A 20407-nucleotide genomic window follows, 5' to 3' on the forward strand; every position below is an offset into this window, starting at 1 on the left:
TATATTAATTATTTAACGCCAATTGTTTATTATCCTCTTTCTTCTCCACAGTTTTAGCCGCCTGATTAGCTTTAAACTCTTTCTTGGCCTCTTCATCAAAGAAATAAGTTTGAGTAGATAACCATTCTTTATATTCGGCTTCCGTCACAATTCTAACAGTTTTCTGCATGTTGTAATGTCCTTGCCCACATATTTTAGCGCAGAGCATAACAAAATCGAATTCCGGGTTATTCAATTTCTCACGCATTTCCTGCGTAGTAAACCGCGGAGTCATTTGAAAATGTGTAGCCATACCCGGAACAGCATTCATCTGTACCCTGAAGTCAGGCATGTAAAAACTATGCAAAATGTCTTTCGAATTGATGGTGAAACGAACAGGCTTTCCTACCGGAAGTACAATATCAGATCCTCTTACATCATCCCAAGCACTTTTATCGTTAAAATCGATTCCTAAGCCATTCATAGGAGTTGTAAGCTTGATACTGCGTTTACCAATTTTATTATCCCTTCCCGCATAACGAACGTTCCAAGCAAATTGTTCACCCGTTATTTCTACCTGTAGCGCATTTGCAGCAACATCATCTGGAACGTTTGTAATACTACGCCATGTAAAGAATCCAAAAAGCACTAAGATCGTTAGCACGATTGCCGGAACAATAGTCCAGATTTTCTCCACCAAATTATTGTGTGGATAAAAATACGCCTTTCTCTTACCTGTACTCTTATATACAAATGAAAAACCAAATAATAAGATGTGAGTAAGTACAAAAACGATCGTGGTGATGACGGTAGTAATTATAAACATGCTATCAATCTTTGCGCCATGCTCTGATGCCGCATCGCGCCACGCAATACTTCCGTGATGTACATAAGACCAATAAGAGCCGTATAGTCCAAGAAAGAGCATAATCAGGAAAAGAATACCATTAAACTTATTCCAGTTAACTCTCTTTCCCTTACCTTGCATCTCTTTAGTAAGTTCGTATACCTGTATAATTTTACCAATTATACCCACTACAATACAAACCAAAAAGAATAACAAGACATAGTAAAAGAAATTCTTGTATACCTGCGGATCTATACTTTTTTCCTCTTGTTGAGCAGCCTCTACGGCATTACTACTTGCACTTGTACCTGCCGGAGTTTGTGCGGCAACAGCATTTCCGGTAGTATCGGAAACAGTTTTTCCTGTAGAATCAGCTTTTGCTTGTAACTCCGAACTTGAGACAACCTGGCTTGTATCGTTAGTCGTAGCGGCACTATCTTCAGCTTGTGCAAAAGCAGGCGTTTGCAGCGACAACAAGGCACATATTACCAAGCTGAAAATCGTTTTAAAATTGATGTACTTTTTATATCTCATTTCAATATTAACGGTTATTCGTATTTATTCTACTGAATCATTCAACTTATAAGCAGATTATATCTGATGATGTAAGCTCTCTTCCAAAAATGGATGGTTCTTTGGTGCTAAAGAGTGTTTACTTAATTTATTAAGCATCAAGAAAGTAAATACCCCACCGAAACCCAATGCAGCGCCAATTTCACTTAATCCGAAGCCACGGTGTTCTTCTACGGTACCTGGCATAATCATGATATAATAGTCTAGCCAATGGCCCAACAATAATAGAATACATACAAAAAGCATGATATTTTCTTTACGCTTTGCATCTCTATCCATCAATATTAATACCGGTGCTACAAAGTTAATTATAATTGATAACCAAAACCAAGGTTTATACTCTGGCTCCCATCTTTTATAAAAATAAACAGTTTCCTCAGGTATGTTAGCATACCAGATGAGCATGAATTGAGCGAACCAAACATAGGTCCAGAAAATAGAGAAACCAAAAATTAGTTTTCCAAGGTCATGCAGGTGGTTTTCATTCACCCAAGATAGATGACCCGCGCGCTTCAATAAGATAATGGTTACTGTAATTACACATAGACCGCTTACCCACATCGCTGCGAAATTATACCATCCGAACATCGTTGAAAACCAATGCGCTTCCAATGACATAACCGTATCGAAAGACCAAATTGGCGTAGTAAAGCCAAAAATAACTAAAAAGATTGCCGAATATTTAAAGCTCTTTTTATAAGAATTTAAACTGCCTTCTAAGTCTTCCTTATAAGAAAGCTTAGCCAGTGCCATAGCAAATATGCTATAAGCACCAAGAAATATAATCTGTCTTGCGAAAAAACCCGGTACATTTAAGAAGGCGGATTTTCCTGCAACTAAAGCATCATAATGCGGGCTATTAGGATCAGTAATGCCCTCAGCGTGCCAATGATGATAAAGATTATGTGACGACAATCCCAAGCCGGTAATGATTATTAAAACTATGGAGGCGATAGGTAGCGCACTTGCCATGGCTTGCGGTATTCTCAAGAGCCCTGTTGGCCAGCCTGCCTGAGAAACATATTGCAAAGCAAGGAAACATGCCGCCGCTGCGCATACACAAGTAAAATAATACCCCATTAGTAGTAAATTGGCGAACATGCGATGACTACCTTCTACAAAAAAACCAGCAACAATGGCTATAATGCCAATCACTATAGCAGCTAAGCTCAAGGTTCTGGCCTTCCCGGCAAATTCAAAACGCTCGTCAAAATTATATGTAGTGTGACTATGAGTTCCCATTTGATCTTTAACTATTTATAATATTATTTTTTTTGCAATTCATGAACATACATCACCACTTTCCATCGTTCATCGGGTGACAACTGAGAAGCATGTGAACCCATTAAGTTCAATCCGTAAGTGATGGTATGATAAATTTTACCATCAGTAAGATCTTTCATTTGCCCTCCGCGCGATGAAGTTCCTGTAGAGTAAGATGGTGGTGGTGGAAATTTCTCCATATTAACAATTGTTCCATCACCTTTTCCTTCAGGGCCATGGCATGGTGAACAGAAAGAATGATACAGCATAGCGCCATCTTTAAGATTCTTTTCTGTCCGTTCCAAAGTACTATGGAAATTAAGGCTTGCTGCCTCATATCCTTCTAACGTATTTGGATAATCAAAACGCTCAAAGCCAACCGGCGTAGTACCCTCAGGTGGTGTTTGCGCTGTTTGCCCATTAGCAAAATTTGTGTTTGGCTGGTCTGGATTATTATTTCCTATCGGATCGTACATATTTCTTGAGAATTCCCAACCAGTGCTTCGTGTAGTGTTATCTCCACAAGAAGATACCAGTGCTGCGAAAGCAACTGCAAAACATGCGGTTCCGAACAGTTTAGTCTTATTCATAGCTAACATATTTCCTTTCATTGTACAGTACTTCCACTGCACCTGCATCTTTTAATAAGCTGTCAATTTTTTCGTGGTCTGTATTATTCTTTGCATCAATTGCAATAACAAAACGATCATCTGTTGCACGAAGGTCCATTACTCGTGGTGCTCTTCCAGGAAACAAATGGCTCCTGAAATAAAATGCAGCTACCATACCTAAAGCACAAAATAAAATGGTAAGCTCGAATGTTATAGGCACATAATTCGGCATTGGTATAGTAGGTTTTCCACCTATATTCATTGGCCAATCTTTATGCAATGTATAATACAATAAACTTATCCCCGCGAAGGTTCCGGTAATTCCACAAATAAATGCCACAATAGGTAAGCGTGACGGTGGTACTCCTAATTTGGCTTCAATTCCATGAATTGGCATTGGAGTATACACGTCATAGATAGAAATGTTACTCTTCTGTAACTTATCTATTCCATCCATCAAATCATCAGGATGATCAAAATGTCCTAAAATATATTTTGTGTCGCTCATCTTTTTATTTTGCTAATTCTTTAATTTCTTCCTCACTAACACTATCGTATTTGTCTAATGAATCTTTATAGAATTGAACTTGTTCCGGATCCAAATGTCCTTCTTTAATTAGTTTCAGTTTTTGCTGATGACTAGCAGTGTGTACTAATAATTTCACCTCCGCCATTGCAATACCTGGAAGAACCCGTAAGAATAGTAGAAATAAAGTAAAAAACAATCCGACAGAACCAACGAAAACACCCACATCTGTCCAAGTTGGATAGAACATGGCCCAGCTTGAAGGGAGATAATCACGGTGTAACGATGTTACAATGATTACAAAACGTTCAAACCACATTCCGATATTTACTACGATAGAGAGCACCCATGAAATAGGAATACTTGTACGAATTCGTTTAAACCAAAATAGCTGTGGCGAGATCACATTACAGGTCATCATCGTCCAATATGCCCACCAATAAGGCCCTGCTACACGATTTGCAAAAGCATACATCTCATATTCAGAACCTGAATACCAAGCAATAAATAATTCGGTTAAATAGGCTACCCCCACAATAGAGCCTGTCGTCATGATAATCTTATTCATAGACTCGATGTGGAACATCGTAATGTAATCTTCAAAATTCATTACTTTACGCGTTATCAATAGCAGTGTTTGCACCATTGCAAAGCCAGAGAAAATCGCTCCAGCCACAAAGTAAGGTGGAAATATAGTGGTGTGCCATCCCGGTATTACCGATGTAGCAAAGTCCATAGATACAATCGTGTGTACAGATAATACCAGCGGTGTTGATATACCTGCTAGGATTAGCGATACAATTTCAAAACGCTGCCAAGTCTTCACATTTCCCGTCCATCCAAAAGATAATATAGAGTATATTCTTTTCGTCAAGCCTGTTGCACGGTCACGAACTGTTGCGATGTCGGGCAAAAGACCTGTATACCAAAACACTAAGGATACTGTGAAATAAGTGGAGATTGCAAAGGCGTCCCAAACCAATGGTGAATTAAAGTTTACCCATAAGGAACCGAATTGATTTGGCAGTGGAAAAATCCAGTACGCTAGCCAAGGCCGACCCATGTGCGCTACAACATATGTTGCGGCACAGATCACGGCGAAAATTGTCATTGCTTCTGCCGATCGGTTAATGGAGTTACGCCAATTTTGACGGAAGATCAATAGTACAGCCGAAATTAGTGTTCCGGCGTGACCGATACCCACCCACCATACGAAGTCGGTAATATCCCAAGCCCAACCAACAGTCTTATTAAGACCCCAAGCCCCAATGCCCGTCCAAAAAGTATAGCTTACACTAAACACCCATAGCATTGCTCCCAAAGCAGCAACAGTGAAGCCCATCCACCAAGCTTTATTTGGTTTATTTTCTACGGGCACGAGAATATCATTCGTTACCTTTGCGTAGGTAATATTTTTACCCGTAACTAGTGGTTCTCTAAGTATTGATTCATTATGCGATGACATATTCTTATTTTTTCAGATCAATTAAACTGATTAAGCTCCAAAAGTATTTCTAACCTTAGTCATGTAACCAATGTTAGGTTGTACGTTAATTTCTTCCAGTACATAGTAAACACGCTCATTTTTCAAGGCCTTTGATACTTCTGAATTTGGATCATTAAGGTCTCCAAAAATTATAGCATTCGCAGAGCATGCAGCAGCACAAGCAACATTTACATCTCCATCCTTCAACTTACGCTTTTCAATTTTAGCCTTCAATTTACCTGCTTGGATACGTTGTATACACATAGAACATTTTTCCATTACACCGCGTGATCGCGAAGTAACATCTGGATTTAATACCAATTGTGTAAACTCGTTATTTAAGTAATTATCAAAACGAGAATCATTCCAATAGTTAAACCAATTGAAACGACGCACTTTATAAGGACAGTTATTTGCACAGTAACGTGTACCGAAGCATCTATTGTAAGCCATATGGTTTAACCCTTCGGAAGAGTGTACCGTGGCCAGTACCGGACATACTGTTTCACAAGGAGCATGGTCACAGTGTTGGCATAACATCGGTTGGAAAACAACTGATACATTATCCAAGTTAGCATCTTCCTTGCTTAGTCTAGCTAATTCTTTCTCCTCAGTAACCTGTTCACCATCGTGCTCGAAACTGTAATAACGATCAATGCGCAACCAATGCATCTCGCGACGACGGCGGACCTCATCACGACCTACTACAGGAACATTATTTTCAACATTACAAGCAACTATACAAGCACCACAACCTGTACAAGCATTCAAATCGATGGCCATTACCCATTTATGACCTGGCGACTCAAATTTATTCCAAAGATCGTAGGTTTTGTGTTTTTCTCCATGATTACCACTACCGTGAGCGGGATCATGTAAGTAATCTTTGAACGAAGTTTCACGTATTACGTTTCTTCCTTCAATGGTATGGTGTGTTTGTGTTTGTGCTAATTCGTAAATACCTGAAACTTTTTCAAGTTTAGCGGTGCTGCTAAATTGAAGTGTCCCATTTACCAGTTTGGCAAAAGGATAAGCATTTTTTCCAACTTCATTACCAGCCTTCCCTGCTTTCGTTCTACCATATCCAACAGCAATAGACGCGGTACCTTGCGCTTGCCCCGGTTGTAAAAGTACAGGCAGCTCAATTGTATAACCATTTTCACCAGTAACTTTTACCAAACTATTTTCACCAAGCCCTAAACTTTCTGCGAATTTAGGTGCGATGGCTACATAGTTATCCCAAGTGACTTTAGAAACAGGATCTGGCAATTCATGTAAGTAGGCGTTATTTCCTTGCTTTCCATCGCGTATTGCAACGCTTTGGTACAACTGCACCTCCACATCTTTCGCCAACGCTTTGTTAGTATTTACAATCGAGGTGGCCGCTGCATTCACATCACCTGTAAAAGTATATGCTTGCGCTGGTTTATCTCCTTTATATTCAAAACCAGCCTGTAAAACATCTTTCCATGTTTTAGCTGTTCCTGCTAATATATTCTTTTCCCAATTATCTTTTACAAAATCATGGTAGGCAACGGTATTACCTGACCAGATGAGCAAGCTTTGTTCTGCCTGACGTGTATTGAATACTGGATTTATAGTAGGCTGTACAATCGTATAATAACCGTCGCGAACACTACTATCACCCCATGATTCTAAATAATTATGATTAGGCGTTATTAAATCAACTAATTCCGCTGTTTCATCTTCACGATCTGCAAACGAAACTTTAAGTTTTATTTTACCGAGCGCTGCTTTTACTTTTTCAGTATCGAAGTAATCATAAACAGGGTTCACATTAAGGAAAAAAGCAACGTCAACTTGTCCCGCTGAAGCGTCATTTAAGAAAGCAGTAAAATCAGTATCATTTCCTTTATACTGATAGGAAACATTATCTAAGTCGATCGTACTTCCATAACTTCCTAATGCCGCATTGATTGCATTTGTAAGTGCCTGCATAGCCACATCATTGCTACCCGTTACTACCAATGCCCTTCCACGTGCATTTACAAGTTCCTTAGCAGCAAGTCCTATTACCTTTTGCGCTTTATCATTAGTAGACAAACCGCCAGCTAATGAAGCTCCGGTAACGGCATTATATAATGAAATCAATACAGCGCCTTCTTCAGAAGGTTTTACCGCTACACGCGCATCTGCATTGGCGCCCGTCATGCTTAAGCCAGTTTCAAACTGCACATGACGCGACATTTTTTTATTTTCTAAAGATTTATAGCCCCGATTGTCGGCATATTGTTGCGTATGCTCTTCCCCTGCTAGCCAAGTTCCCAAAAAGTCAGCACCTACACTTACAATCACATCAGCCTTATCAAAACGATAATGAGGAATAGCGGCTTTACCAAAACTTGCTTGGTTCGCTTTTATAATACCTGCATAAGAAACAGCATCTACTTCCACCAACTTCGCCGTTGGGTATTTTGCGATAAAACCCGCAATAACGGCTAGTGATGAAGGGCTATTGATGCTAGAAGCCACTAAGCGGATTTGCTTACCACTACTATTGGCAGCGTTCAATGCACTTATAATTTGTGCATCAGCAGTTTCCCAGTCAATGTCAGATCCTTTTGCCTTTGGCCCTTTTAATTTTGACATGTCATATAAATCGAGCACTGAGGCCTGCGTACCCGCGTCTGTTCCACGATTTATACCAATAGATTTTGGATTGGGTTCTATTAATATAGGTCTTCCTTCGCGCGTTTTAACCAATATACTCTGTCCATTATAACTAGAGGCATAATAGTTTGCAATACCCGGAGTTACTTCCTCTGGCTTTATTAAATAAGGTATCGATTTATGTACCGGTGTACTTTGACAGGCAGCTAACGAAACTGCACCTAAACCAAACCCCAATGCTTTTAAAAAGTCGCGACGAGGAGTTTTTGTACTTAAACCAGCTTCGGTTAATACGTTCTCTATAGGAAGGGATTCTGCAAACTCACTTTTGCTGTTTTTAACGAAAGCAGGTGTTTGTTCCAGTTCTTCTAAGCCTTTCCAATATTTCTTGTTGCTATCCATTTAAGCTATATATATTAAGATGCGTATCTCAAATTTTAATATTAATAATGACATTTACCACATTCCAAACCACCCAATGACGCTGCAGTGATTTTATCACCTTCTTTCAACTTCTCATGTGCAGCAATTAGCTGATCGTAATAAGCATTGTCTTTGTGATTTACTTCTGTTTCGCGGTGACAATTAACGCACCATTTCATCGTAAGTGGAGAGTATTGATAAACTTCGTCCATTGTTTCAATAGGTCCATGGCATTTCTGACATTCAACACCTGCTACCACCACGTGTTGTGAGTGATTGAAATAAGCGAAATCTGGCAAATTATGAATTCTAACCCACTGTATTGGCCGCTGGTTAGGACCATATTTCTGTCCATCCCAATCCAATGCATTATAAATTTTCTGAATTTCAGGGGATGTTTCACCATTGTACTTTTCACTGGCAGTAACGTATTTATGGCAATTCATACAAACGTTAGCCGAAGGGATAGAGGCATTTTTAGATTTAAATGCACCCGAATGGCAATATTGACATTCGATTTGGTTTACACCGGCATGTAGTTGGTGAGAGAATTTAATAGGTTGCACTGGTTTATATCCTTCATGCACACCAACGTTCCATAAAGTTTTCCAGCCTGCAGAACCTAAGAAAGCTACCAAGCCCAACACGAAGAAGAATACGAGTTTCTTATTTTTCGCTAGTTTCTTTATCGTTTCAAAATAGTTCTTTCCTTCACCTTCTTCTTCATCTTCTTCCTCAATTACAATATTCTTGTTAAGAATAATACGTTCTAAGGTTTTTATAACACGATTTAGAACAATGATAACAACAAAGGCAATTACAATAACCGCAAGCAGACCAAACAACATAAAATTGCTTACATTACCGCTGTCGGCAGCCGCAGCGCCTGGAGCACCTTGTTCAGTTCCTCCACCAGCTGGTGCTTGCGAAGACTCATCAATAAATGTAAGTATGTTTTTGATTTGATCATCAGACAAATCAGGAAAAGCAGTCATCACAAGATTGTTATGACCTTCAAAAAGCGCAACCGCTTGCTCATCGCCAGCTGCAACCATTGCTTGTGAATTGCGAATCCACTTAATCAACCACTCCTCTTCATGTCTTTTGCTAACGTCCTTCAATGCTGGACCAACAACCACTTTATCAATAGCGTGACACGAAGTACATTTCTGCTGAAAAAGAGTCTTCCCTTCTTTAGCGTCCTGTGCATGGGCAGACACAGCTGCCATACTTAGTACAGAGACTAAGATCAAGGACTTTACAACACTTCTAAAAAGTAACGAGATGTTTCTCATATTGAGAGCTTTATACTATTTTATTTGAATGTAACCTAACAGGCTTAAAGATGCACGGGGCATACCCCTTCAAAACCTGAGCACAAAAGTATAACTAATTAAGATATCAGTGACAATTTCGTGACTTTAATTATCAATTTATAATGATTCTAAATTGATAGAAAATCCCTTTATCTTTTTATAAAGGGGGTTTTTATCAAAAATCACCAGGAGTAGATTTCAGCAACTTTATGAAAAAATTTTGGAATATTTAAAATTATTTATATTATAAGTTTACGCTACTAGACGAGTGCTACCAAAATTTTAAAACGGGAACTAAAAGTGGAACAACCCTAGCCGTTTTATCCCGCCTTTAGTTAAAATGAGCCTGTTTTTACTGCTTTAATATCCAAGCGAAGATCAAAGGAGCAACTATTGTAGCATCCGATTCTACGATATATTTAGGCGTGTTAATATCTAGCTTTCCCCAAGTAATTTTTTCGTTTGGCACTGCCCCTGAATAGGAACCGTAAGATGTTGTGGAATCTGAAATCTGGCAGAAATAACTCCAGAATGGTATCTTTTCCATTTCCATATCCTGGTAAAGCATTGGAACAACGCATATCGGAAAATCTCCTGCAATTCCACCCCCAATTTGGAAGAACCCAATTCCTTTTCCCGCGCTATTTTTTACATACCAATCAGCCAAGTAAGCCATATATTCTATACCGCTTTTCATCGTCGATGCCTTCAACTCTTCTTTAATTACATAAGATGCGAAAATATTACCCATGGTGCTATCTTCCCATCCTGGTACAACAATCGGCAAATTTTTTTCTGCTGCCGCAAGCATCCATGAATTTTTGGGGTCAATTTCATAATACTGCTCCAGCACCTTGCTATTTAGCATCTTATACATAAATTCATGTGGAAAATAGCGTTCTCCTGCTTCTTCGGCATCTTTCCATATTTTATGAATATGCTGTTGAATTCTCCTAAAAGCTTCTTCTTCGGGGATACAAGTATCTGTTACCCGATTATAATGATTCTCGAGTAAGTCCCATTCATCCTGGGGGCTTAGGTCTCTGTAATTAGGCACCCTCTTATAATGAGAATGTGCCACCAAATTCATAATATCTTCCTCCAAATTGGCACCAGTACAGCTAATAATCGAAACTTTATCTTGACGGATCATCTCAGCTAAAGAGATACCGAGTTCTGCAGTACTCATCGCTCCTGCAAGGGTGATCATCATTTTTCCACCCTCGTCTAAATGTACTTCATAACCCTTTGCTGCATCTACTAAGGATGCAGCGTTGAAATGCAAATAATTTTTTTCAATAAATTGGGAGATCGGACCTCTTTCAACACTCATTATTTTAAAGTTTTAGTTTCAAAAAACAAAGATAGCTATAAAGTGTAAAGCGAAAAGAAATTAAAAAGATATATCGAAGAGTAAAATTGTCCTAACTTTGTATATGGGAAAAAAAGTATCTTTCGTCATCTTATATATCATTGTTTGTTCTTTCTCTTATTCACATAGCTACGCTTGGGGGTTAACCGGACACAGAGTGGTAGCAGAGATTGCAGATTCTTATTTAACAAAAAAAGCACGAAAAAATCTCAAGAAAATTTTGGGCAATGAATCTTTAGCCATGAGCGCAAATTGGCCAGACTTTATTAAATCAGATCCAAATTTCCGCTACTTAAATAGCTGGCATTATATAAATTTTAAGGGCGGACAAAAGATTGATGTGTTAAAGCAACAACTTACTACAGATACTACAGCCAACGCCTATAATAAATTACTTATGCTCATTAATGAGCTCAAGCACAATCCTTCTATAGATAAAGGAACCGCACTTATGTATGTAAGACTTCTAGTACATATTGTTGGCGACTTGCATCAGCCTATGCACACGGGTAGGTTAGAAGATCTTGGGGGGAATAAGATTAATCTATATTGGTTCGGGACACCGACTAATCTGCATAGAGTTTGGGACGAACAATTAATAGACTATCAACAACTCAGTTATACAGAGTATGCAAAAGCCATTAATTTCGTTGATAAACAGCAGCGCCAATTCTGGACGAGCAATCCAATTGAGCAATGGTTGTTTGAATCATATGCCCTAACAGAATCACTTTATGCAAAAGTTAAGGAGGGAGATAAACTTAGTTATCGCTATAATTTTGACAACGTAGAAATATTAAATAATCAACTTTTAAAGGGTGGTGTACGATTAGCGGGATTGCTAAATGATATTTTTGGCTAGCAATATTTCTCTAAACAAGAGCGTGCTTATTCTTTATAACCAAAATCCCATATCTTATTGGGTGTTATACAGAAATCTAGCGGTATGTCATGACTTTCACCATCTATAATCTTATCTACCGGATCGAATAATGACAAACCTATTTTTTGCACATCTGGCTTACAATTTACAAGAAATCTATCATAGTAGCCTTTTCCGTATCCAACTCTTGTCCCGCTCATATCAAATGCCAATAGAGGAAGCAACACCATATCGATAAGTTGTTCTTTAATTAATTTTCCTGCAACAGGCTCTCTAATTCCCCATTTATTATTAATAAGCTCTTGCTTGCTATCTAACAAATGGTGCGTCATCAGGTTGTTAGTTAAATCACTTTTGGGTACAACTATACCTACGTCGGGCCAATTCTCTTTTAAATATTCAATAATCAATAAGGTATTAGGTTCTTTATTTTTAACAATCGGCAAATAGGTATGTAAGTACCGAACATCTTTCAATATAAGTGATAGCTTTTTAAAATTTTCTAACAGCTGAAGGTTCAATCGAGCATATTCAACCTCTGCCAGTTGATCACGCATGAATTTAAACCTTACTCTACATTCCTGTTTAGTAAACATAACCTTAAACACTTACGAATATTTGCAAAAACGGCCTTAGAGTTTTCTCCAAGACCGTTTCATCAATCTAAAAACTTAATCAATAAAATTATTTAACCCGCTCGATATAATCTCCAGAGCGTGTGTCCACTTTTACTTTATCGCCTTGATTAATAAACAACGGAACACGAATTTCAACGCCAGTCTCTACCGTTGCACTTTTTAAGGCATTGGTTGAAGTGTCTCCCTTTACTGCCGGTTCACTATATGTAATTTCAAGTTCAACAGTTGCTGGTGCTTGCGCCATAATTGGTTCATCACTTTCAAAAGCAACCAAGACATTCATGCCCTCTTTTAGGAATCGTGCTGTACTGCCGAATAAGGATTTGGGAATATTAAACTGTTCGAAAGAAACATTATCCATTACGACAAAGAAATCACCTTCATCATACAAGTACTGATAATCGTTTGTTTCCACACGGGCAATCTCTACTTCCTCGTCTGTACGAAAACGGTATTCAACCAATTTCCCTGTTTTCACGTTACGCATTTTAGCCTGATAAAAAGCGCGTAAATTTCCAGGAGTACGATGGATATACTCATCAACAGATACCAATTCACCATTAAACCTCAAGATATTACCTGTTTTTACATCAGAAGCTTTTGCCATATGTTTATTATTTTTAAAAGAAAAAAAGACTCTTTATTTGGAGCAGCAAAGGTAGACTTAAATTTTGTATTCGCAAAACAGCGTATAGATTTACTATAAAGTTTATTTATAAGTCTCCATTTGCAAATGAAAATTGCAAAATTCGTATTCATGCAACTGATTGGAACAAATAACTAATAATCTATTCGCTCCAAAACGTTCAACAAGTTGATGGTACCAAGCAATTCCTTTTGTATCTAAATTGGAAGTTGGTTCATCTAAAAATAAAGTAGGAGTATCTGCACAACATGCAAGAGCCAACTTTGTCCTCTGTTTCATGCCTGAAGAAAAATAACGTATTTCTTTATTTGCAGCTTGTTGCAATTCCAACAAGTCAATTACTCCTTGCGTATCTAAGCCTGTTGCTAGCTTCTTAAATGAGAAATGAAAATCGATAAGTTCCGTTAAGGTGAATTCTTCAACTAACTCTACGTAGGGTGCAGCGAGGGAAACATAAGAAAAAAAGTGGTCTACGTCAATTTCTTTGTTTTCATTTTGATAAAGGATATGACCTCTGGAAGGGCTAAGGCTGGAAATAATAATCTGCAATAAGGTCGACTTACCGGAACCATTTGCGCCTAAAATAGCATAACTCTTATTACGAATAAATTGGTAATCTATCCCTTTAAAAATCCAGTCCTGATTAAACCGCCGACCTATATTTTCAAGTATTATTTCCAAGTATTGAAGCTAATGGTAAACACTAATAGTTGAGCGGCACAGAACGACATTAACATTACAGGCCTACTTTTCCCTGTCCAAATCCTTTCATAACGCCCCGGTTAGAATTTCGGACGAAGTCCAAAATCTCATCTCTTATTTCTGTTGGTTGACATTCGGTTTCAATGATGTCCAATGCTTTAGTTAAATTGTTGTTTTTAACAAACATAGTACGATAAATGTCTTGAATTTCATTTATCTGCTCTGACGAAAAACCTCTTCTTCTCAAACCAACAGAATTAATACCGACATAAGACAGCGGTTCCCTTGCCGCCTTTACAAAAGGAGGAACATCTTTTCTAACTAAGGAGCCGCCTGCCACAAACGCATGTGAACCGATATGGCAAAACTGATGTACTGCCACCATTCCGGCAAGCACCACATAATCGCCAACCGTTATATGCCCTGCCAGTGTGCTGCTATTTGAAAAAATACAATTATCTCCAACGAAACAATCATGTGCTATATGGCTATATGCCTGAATGAGACAGTTATTTCCTACTACCGTTCTCCAGCGATCTTTTGTCCCTCTGTTTATGGTTACACACTCCCTTATAGTAGTATTATTACCGATTTCAGCGGTTGTCTCCTCCCCCGCAAATTTTAAATCTTGCGGAATACCACTTATAACAGCCCCAGGAAATATACGGCAGTTTTTACCAATACGGGCTCCATCCATAATTACTACATTAGAGCCAATCCATGTACCTTCTCCAATCTCAACGTTCTTATGTATTGTTACAAACGGTTCAATGACTACATTTTCTGCTATCTTAGCCTGAGGATGTATATATGCTAATGGTTGAATCATTTTATCTAACCTTGTTTCGATTCCGTGTCTGTTTCTTTTACTTTAACTATTTGTGCCATTAATTCGGCCTCTACTACGGTCTTTTCACCTACCATCCCAACACCTTTCATTTGTGCAATGCCTCGTCTAATTGGCTGCAATAGACTACATTGGAAAATAATAGTATCACCTGGTTTCACCTGTGCTTTAAATCGAGCATTTTCAATCTTCAGAAAAAGTGTGATATAATTTTCAGGATCCGGCACCGTGTTTAAAACCAAAATACCTCCTGTTTGTGCCATTGCTTCAATTTGAAGCACACCGGGAAATAGAGGTTCATTAGGAAAATGTCCCATGAATAGATCTTCATTCATCGTTACATTTTTCAATCCAACAACATGTGTTTTTGTGAGCTCAAGAATCTTATCTATCATAAGCATTGGTTGCCTATGTGGTAAAATCTTCATTATTTGAGCCGTATCATACACAGGAGCTGTATTTGGATCATAGACCTTGATGTACTTCTTATTTTTTTCCCTGCTTATCTGCGCTTTTATCTTTTTTGCAAAGGCAACATTGGCAGCATGTCCGGGCCGAGCGGCCATGATATGTCCCTTTAAGGGTCTTCCAACCAAGGCTAAATCACCAATCATGTCAAGCAACTTATGACGAGCAGGTTCGTTTTGATGACGTAATTTGATATTATTTAAAATGCCTTCGCGCGCTACATCAATATCTTCTCTATTAAAAAGTTTCGCTAGGTGCTTCAATTCGTCCTTACTTACATCTTTATCTACTACCACAATTGCATTGTTCAGATCTCCACCTTTAATCAAATTATGTTCCAATAACATTTCAAGCTCATGTAGAAAACAAAATGTCCTTGAAGAAGCTACTTCCTTTTTAAATTCACTAATACTAGTGATTGCAGAGTGCTGGCTTCCCAAAACCGGAGAATTATAATCAATCATACAAGTAAATCGGTAACCATCTAAGGGCATAGCAACCATTTCGACTTTTCGTTCTGTTTCGGTATAATGTATATTGTGGGGTATTTCATAATATTCCCTATCGGCTTCTTGATCTTTATATCCTGCTTTCTCAATTGCTTCCACATAAACCAACGCACTTCCATCCATAATAGGCACTTCCGGCCCATCAATCTCCACCAATACATTGTCAATTTCCATGCCTACCAATGACGCTAGCAAATGCTCTACCGTGCTAACGCTAGCGCCATTTTGAGAGATGGTAGTCCCTCTAGAAGTATCCGTCACATTATCAACATCAGCATCAATGATAGGTTGCCCTTCCATATCAACCCGCTTGAATTTATATCCATGATTTACAGGGGCCGGTTTGAAAACCAATGTAGCTGGTTTACCTGTATGAAGCCCAACTCCTGAAATAGTAATTTCTGAATTTAATGTTCTTTGTTTAACATTCATTTTCTTGCATAATTTTTCACTGATGTCTCTTTTATTTCCATCATCAGCCTATTATTTATTTTTTTCTTCTTTAAATTCCTTTAAGATCTTTTCCAGCTGATCAATACGCCGTTCTAAATCGGGTAGCCTTTGCAATACAACCTGCGCACGCATCTGGGTTTGGAATTGGCTTGCCGGCGTACCTGCCCATTTTAATCCGGGATCCTCAATGGATCGGTTAATACCGGATTGCGCCTGCACCTGTGTTCCATCTGCTATAGTTATATGTCCTACTGCTCCTACCTGACCACCAAGGATGACCTGCTTACCTACCTTTGTACTGCCAGAAATACCCGTTTGAGCTGCTATTACTGAATTTTCACCGACTTCTACATTATGAGCCAATTGGATTAGATTATCTAATTTAACACCCTTCCGCACTATAGTGTGCCCCATTGTGGCTCGATCTATCGTCGTATTAGCACCTATCTCTACTTGGTCTTCAATCACAACATTTCCAATCTGACTAATCTTGCGATAAGTACCATCTTCTTGCGGAGCAAAACCAAATCCATCACTGCCAATGACAGCGCCTGAATGGATTGTTACTTGTTCACCAAGGACACAATCATGGTAAATTTTAACTCCAGGAAATAAGATCGCTCCATTCCCTATTTGTACATTATCTCCAATATAAACTTGTGGATAAACACTCACATTATCTCCCAGAACTACCTCAGCGCCGATATAGGAAAAAGCGCCGATATATACGTCGTTGCCAATCTTTGCTGTGGGGTGAATAAATGAAGGTTCTTCAATTCCAGTCTTATGGAATCGAATATTGTTATATTGATCTAATAATAATGTGATGGCCGTATAGGCATTTTTCACCCGGATTAAAGTAGCATTTATAGCTGCTTCAATTTCCAAATCATTATTCACTATAACAACTGATGCTCCAGTAGTATATAGATAGTTTTCATATTTAGGGTTTGCAAGAAAAGTGAGCCCTCCTTCAGTAGCTTCCTCAATTTTTTCCACCCGCGATACCACAACATCTCCATTTCCTTCAATAGAACCGTTAACGATTTCGCTAATTTGTTTCGCAGTAAATTGCATCGCGCAAATTTATATGTTAAATTATTATGAACAAATTTAAATTCCTTTGTCTATCAACTACATTAATGAATTTCTTTTGGATAGGCAATCATAAATTTCTGGACTTTTTTGGCAAGCACTTCTAAATTCGACAAGTCAGAAGCCGTCGTAATATCCTGAATAGTGCCATCCTTCATTAAAATATTTATATTCCCTTCACCCAAATCATAGGCACTATTCTCTACCAATTGAGTAAAAACAAAATAATGTACTTCTTCTTCTGATACATTAAACAATTTCATGGCAGCAACTCTCAGCTGTTCAATCTTCTCGGCCGAGGGAATATTATTGCTAAGTTCTACATGATAAAGTCTTCTATTCATAAATCGATCACAAAGCTTAGCTAGCACCTTGTCTTCACTCAATACACCCATTTTAACCGTCGCCAGCACATCGGTATCATCCAGCATTATAAAGTGCTGTAAGTGATTTTTATCGCTAATAAAATCATCCTTAGTAAGCCTATTTTTTATAAAATGTCTTAATGATGAAGTAGAAAAAACGTCTATGCCTTTATCTGTTAATTCTTTGGCTCGCTGCAAAATCTTTATTAACATCTGCTCTGCACTAAGAACAGTCTTATGCAAGTAAACCTGCCAGTACATCAATCTCCTGGCAATCAAAAATTTTTCTACTGAGTAGATCCCCTTTTGCTCCACCACCAATCCGTTATTTGCTACATTCAGCATTTTAATGATCCTATCAAAACTTATTACTCCTTCAGACACCCCTGTAAAAAAACTATCCCTATTTAAATAGTCCATACGATCGGTATCCAATTGGCTTGCTACTAATTGATGAAGGAAATGTTTAGGATATTTATCTTTAAAAATTTCAATAGCCATTGTGAGTTTTCCTTCAAACATTTGATTTAGCTCATTCATTATTAACGATGAAATGTGTTCATGTGATACACCCTGAACTAAGGTATGTTCTAAAGAATGAGAAAATGGCCCATGACCAATGTCGTGTAATAGTATAGCAATAGTAGCGGCTTCTTCTTCTTCTGGACTAATATCAATGTCTTTGCCTTTTAGCGTTTCGAGCGCCAAACCCATTAGGTGCATCGCTCCCAGTGCGTGTTGAAAACGCGTATGCAAGGCCCCTGGATAAACTAAATGGGTTAAGCTTACTTGTTTAATATAACGCAAACGCTGGAAGTATCGATGCTGAATTAAATCAAATACCAAATCAGACGGAATGGATACAAAACCGTAGACGGGGTCGTTGATAATTTTTTTCTTATTCAATAGTTAAAAAAATTTAAAGCACAAAGGTGCTATTTTTTAATGAAACCTTTATGCATAAACCTTTATTCTCCCTATATAATTAATCAAATCTAATCGGATTTAAAATATACCGCTGTTAATTTATGTTAAAAATAACATACGGGTACAAACATTTCAGTAAGTTCGTATCTATTATAATATAGCCATTCTTTATAACTTTGTAAAGTAAGCTTACTTTGATTTTTACATAGCTTCGGAAAAAGCTATTAATTTAATTGTAACATGCAAGAAACTAATATATTATGGGCGGACGATGAGATTGATTTACTCAAACCTCATATTATGCTTCTCAACGAAAAAGGGTACTTTGTCAAAACCGTCACTAACGGGCATGACGCAGTAGAAGCTTTTAAAAATTCATATTTTGACCTCGTCTTTTTAGACGAGAATATGCCCGGACTTACCGGACTAGAAACACTTGGCATCCTGAAAGGAATAAATCCTTCAGTACCAATGGTCATGGTAACAAAAAACGAAGAAGAATTTCTAATGGAAGATGCTATTGGCTCTCAAATAGATGACTATCTCATTAAACCCGTTAACCCCAAGCAGATTCTATTAACCATAAAAAAATTAACTGACAATAAACGTTTAGTTAGTGAAAAAACATCCATGGCTTATCAGCAAGAGTTCAGAACCTTAGGGATGACGCTCAATGATAACCTAGATTTCAATGAGTGGGTTGATGTATATAAAAAACTTGTTTATTGGGAGCTATCTTTAGAAAAGCTTGAAGACGAGGGGATGCATGAAATTCTTACCATGCAAAAAGCAGAAGCTAATGCTCAGTTTTCTAAGTTCGTTGAAAAAAATTACCCAAATTGGATAAAAAACCCTGAGAGCGGGCCTGTTACCTCGCATCAGCTGCTAAAGAAAAAAGTATTCCCCACCCTTGAAAGTGGAAAGCCTACGTTTTTCTTTTTGATAGATAACTTAAGATACGATCAGTGGAAAGTAATTAATGACATCATTGGCAATTATTATCGCTTAGATGAAGAAGAGACCTATTACAGCATCTTACCAACTGCTACCCAATATGCACGTAATGCGATCTTCAGTGGAATGATGCCCTTAGATATGGAAAAACATTTCCCAAATTTATGGCAAAACGATGAAGATGAGGGTGGAAAAAACCTCTATGAAGAAGATTTCCTTGCCGCTCAAATAAAAAATACGCTTAGAAAAGAGTGTAAATTTTCTTACAATAAGATTCTTACCTTGGAACAAGGGCGGGACATTACCGAAAATTTGCCTAATTTAATGGGTAATGACTTAAATGTGCTTGTGTATAATTTTGTCGATATGCTTTCTCATGCTAGAACAGACATGGCCATGATTAGAGAGCTGGCAAACGATGAAGCGGCCTATCGCTCACTTACCGTATCATGGTTTAAACATTCACCTTTACTAGATGCGTTGAAATGGTTATCACAAAAAAATGTAAGGGTTATTATAACCACTGATCATGGAACTATCCGAGTAAAGCATGCCAGCAAGGTAATTGGTGATCGTAACACGAACAGTAATTTAAGATATAAACAAGGAAAAAATCTTAATTTTATAGATAAGGATGTGCTGCATATTAAAAACCCGCATGATGCAAAACTTCCCAAGCTACATGTTAGCTCAAGTTTTATTTTTGCGAAGGAAGACACCTATTTTGTATATCCTAACAACTATAATCAGTTTGTGAATTACTTTAATGAAACTTTTCAGCATGGTGGGATTTCACTGGAAGAAATGATTATACCATACATTACTTACAGCACAAAATAAACAAGGAGCTTAATGGCGGCGCTTTCCATCATCAATAAATATGTGTAAGCGAT

17 protein-coding genes are annotated in these 20407 nt (G+C 38.0%); 2 read left to right on the forward strand and 15 right to left on the reverse strand.

The features are described 5' to 3' along the window. Nucleotides 1–4: 4 nt before the first annotated feature. The 8 genes from BMY50_RS20975 to BMY50_RS21010 all read right to left on the reverse strand — a co-directional run bounded on the left by BMY50_RS20975 (nucleotide 5) and on the right by BMY50_RS21010 (nucleotide 10988). Complete coding sequence (locus BMY50_RS20975; RefSeq protein ID WP_093328635.1) at nucleotides 5–1360, reverse strand: cytochrome c oxidase subunit II; 1356 nt, start codon at nucleotides 1358–1360, stop codon at nucleotides 5–7. 57 nt (nucleotides 1361–1417) lie between these two features. Beyond that, a complete protein-coding gene (locus tag BMY50_RS20980) occupies nucleotides 1418–2641 on the reverse strand; it encodes a quinol:cytochrome C oxidoreductase (protein ID WP_093328639.1) in 1224 nt (407 codons plus the stop codon). A 23-nt stretch (nucleotides 2642–2664) separates the two neighbouring features. Beyond that, on the reverse strand, nucleotides 2665–3273 hold the full coding sequence (locus BMY50_RS20985) for a c-type cytochrome (RefSeq protein ID WP_093328641.1): 609 nt from the start codon (nucleotides 3271–3273) through the stop codon (nucleotides 2665–2667). After that, nucleotides 3245–3781, reverse strand: a complete 537-nt coding sequence (locus BMY50_RS20990) for a DUF3341 domain-containing protein (protein ID WP_093328643.1) — start codon at nucleotides 3779–3781, stop codon at nucleotides 3245–3247. Before BMY50_RS20990 ends, BMY50_RS20985 begins: the two co-directional genes overlap by 29 nt. A gap of 4 nt (nucleotides 3782–3785) precedes the next feature. Continuing rightward, nucleotides 3786–5264, reverse strand: coding sequence for an NrfD/PsrC family molybdoenzyme membrane anchor subunit (nrfD, locus tag BMY50_RS20995; RefSeq protein ID WP_093328645.1), 1479 nt, complete (start codon nucleotides 5262–5264; stop codon nucleotides 3786–3788). A gap of 30 nt (nucleotides 5265–5294) precedes the next feature. Then, the gene (locus tag BMY50_RS21000) at nucleotides 5295–8318 is read right to left on the reverse strand and encodes a TAT-variant-translocated molybdopterin oxidoreductase (RefSeq protein WP_093328647.1); all 3024 of its coding nucleotides are present in this window, start codon (nucleotides 8316–8318) and stop codon (nucleotides 5295–5297) included. Nucleotides 8319–8359: 41 nt separating this feature from the next. Then, on the reverse strand, nucleotides 8360–9634 hold the full coding sequence (locus tag BMY50_RS21005; protein WP_093328649.1) for a cytochrome c3 family protein: 1275 nt from the start codon (nucleotides 9632–9634) through the stop codon (nucleotides 8360–8362). Nucleotides 9635–10007: 373 nt separating this feature from the next. Beyond that, the gene (locus BMY50_RS21010) at nucleotides 10008–10988 is read right to left on the reverse strand and encodes a deoxyhypusine synthase family protein (protein WP_093328651.1); all 981 of its coding nucleotides are present in this window, start codon (nucleotides 10986–10988) and stop codon (nucleotides 10008–10010) included. A gap of 103 nt (nucleotides 10989–11091) precedes the next feature. On the opposite strand from BMY50_RS21010, the gene BMY50_RS21015 reads away from it, so the two are divergent. Next, a complete protein-coding gene (locus BMY50_RS21015; protein WP_093328653.1) occupies nucleotides 11092–11889 on the forward strand; it encodes a S1/P1 nuclease in 798 nt (265 codons plus the stop codon). 26 nt (nucleotides 11890–11915) lie between these two features. Here the strand turns inward: BMY50_RS21015 and BMY50_RS21020 are convergent, their stop codons facing one another. The 7 genes from BMY50_RS21020 to BMY50_RS21050 form a co-directional block, all read right to left on the reverse strand. Continuing rightward, nucleotides 11916–12506 carry a 5-formyltetrahydrofolate cyclo-ligase gene (locus tag BMY50_RS21020; RefSeq protein ID WP_093328655.1) on the reverse strand — a complete coding sequence of 197 codons (591 nt, stop codon included), beginning with the start codon at nucleotides 12504–12506 and terminating at the stop codon, nucleotides 11916–11918. 88 nt (nucleotides 12507–12594) lie between these two features. After that, on the reverse strand, nucleotides 12595–13155 hold the full coding sequence (gene efp, locus BMY50_RS21025) for an elongation factor P (RefSeq protein ID WP_093328658.1): 561 nt from the start codon (nucleotides 13153–13155) through the stop codon (nucleotides 12595–12597). A gap of 102 nt (nucleotides 13156–13257) precedes the next feature. Beyond that, nucleotides 13258–13875, reverse strand: a complete 618-nt coding sequence (locus BMY50_RS21030) for an ABC transporter ATP-binding protein (RefSeq protein WP_093328662.1) — start codon at nucleotides 13873–13875, stop codon at nucleotides 13258–13260. Between the two features lie 55 nt (nucleotides 13876–13930). After that, nucleotides 13931–14725, reverse strand: coding sequence for an acyl-ACP--UDP-N-acetylglucosamine O-acyltransferase (gene lpxA / locus BMY50_RS21035; RefSeq protein ID WP_093328665.1), 795 nt, complete (start codon nucleotides 14723–14725; stop codon nucleotides 13931–13933). Nucleotides 14726–14730: 5 nt separating this feature from the next. After that, nucleotides 14731–16152: a bifunctional UDP-3-O-[3-hydroxymyristoyl] N-acetylglucosamine deacetylase/3-hydroxyacyl-ACP dehydratase gene (locus BMY50_RS21040; protein WP_093328667.1), complete on the reverse strand. Its 1422-nt coding sequence runs from the start codon at nucleotides 16150–16152 to the stop codon at nucleotides 14731–14733. A 51-nt stretch (nucleotides 16153–16203) separates the two neighbouring features. Next, on the reverse strand, nucleotides 16204–17250 hold the full coding sequence (gene lpxD / locus BMY50_RS21045) for a UDP-3-O-(3-hydroxymyristoyl)glucosamine N-acyltransferase (protein WP_093328670.1): 1047 nt from the start codon (nucleotides 17248–17250) through the stop codon (nucleotides 16204–16206). Nucleotides 17251–17312: 62 nt separating this feature from the next. After that, nucleotides 17313–18539, reverse strand: coding sequence for an HD domain-containing protein (locus BMY50_RS21050; RefSeq protein ID WP_093328673.1), 1227 nt, complete (start codon nucleotides 18537–18539; stop codon nucleotides 17313–17315). Nucleotides 18540–18800: 261 nt separating this feature from the next. On the opposite strand from BMY50_RS21050, the gene porX reads away from it, so the two are divergent. Continuing rightward, nucleotides 18801–20354 carry a T9SS response regulator signal transducer PorX gene (gene porX / locus BMY50_RS21055; RefSeq protein WP_093328675.1) on the forward strand — a complete coding sequence of 518 codons (1554 nt, stop codon included), beginning with the start codon at nucleotides 18801–18803 and terminating at the stop codon, nucleotides 20352–20354. The last annotated feature ends 53 nt before the right edge of the window (nucleotides 20355–20407 follow it).

It is taken from the genome of Olivibacter domesticus, assembly GCF_900109575.1.
In the GTDB taxonomy this organism is placed as follows: Bacteria; Bacteroidota; Bacteroidia; order Sphingobacteriales; family Sphingobacteriaceae; genus Olivibacter; species Olivibacter domesticus.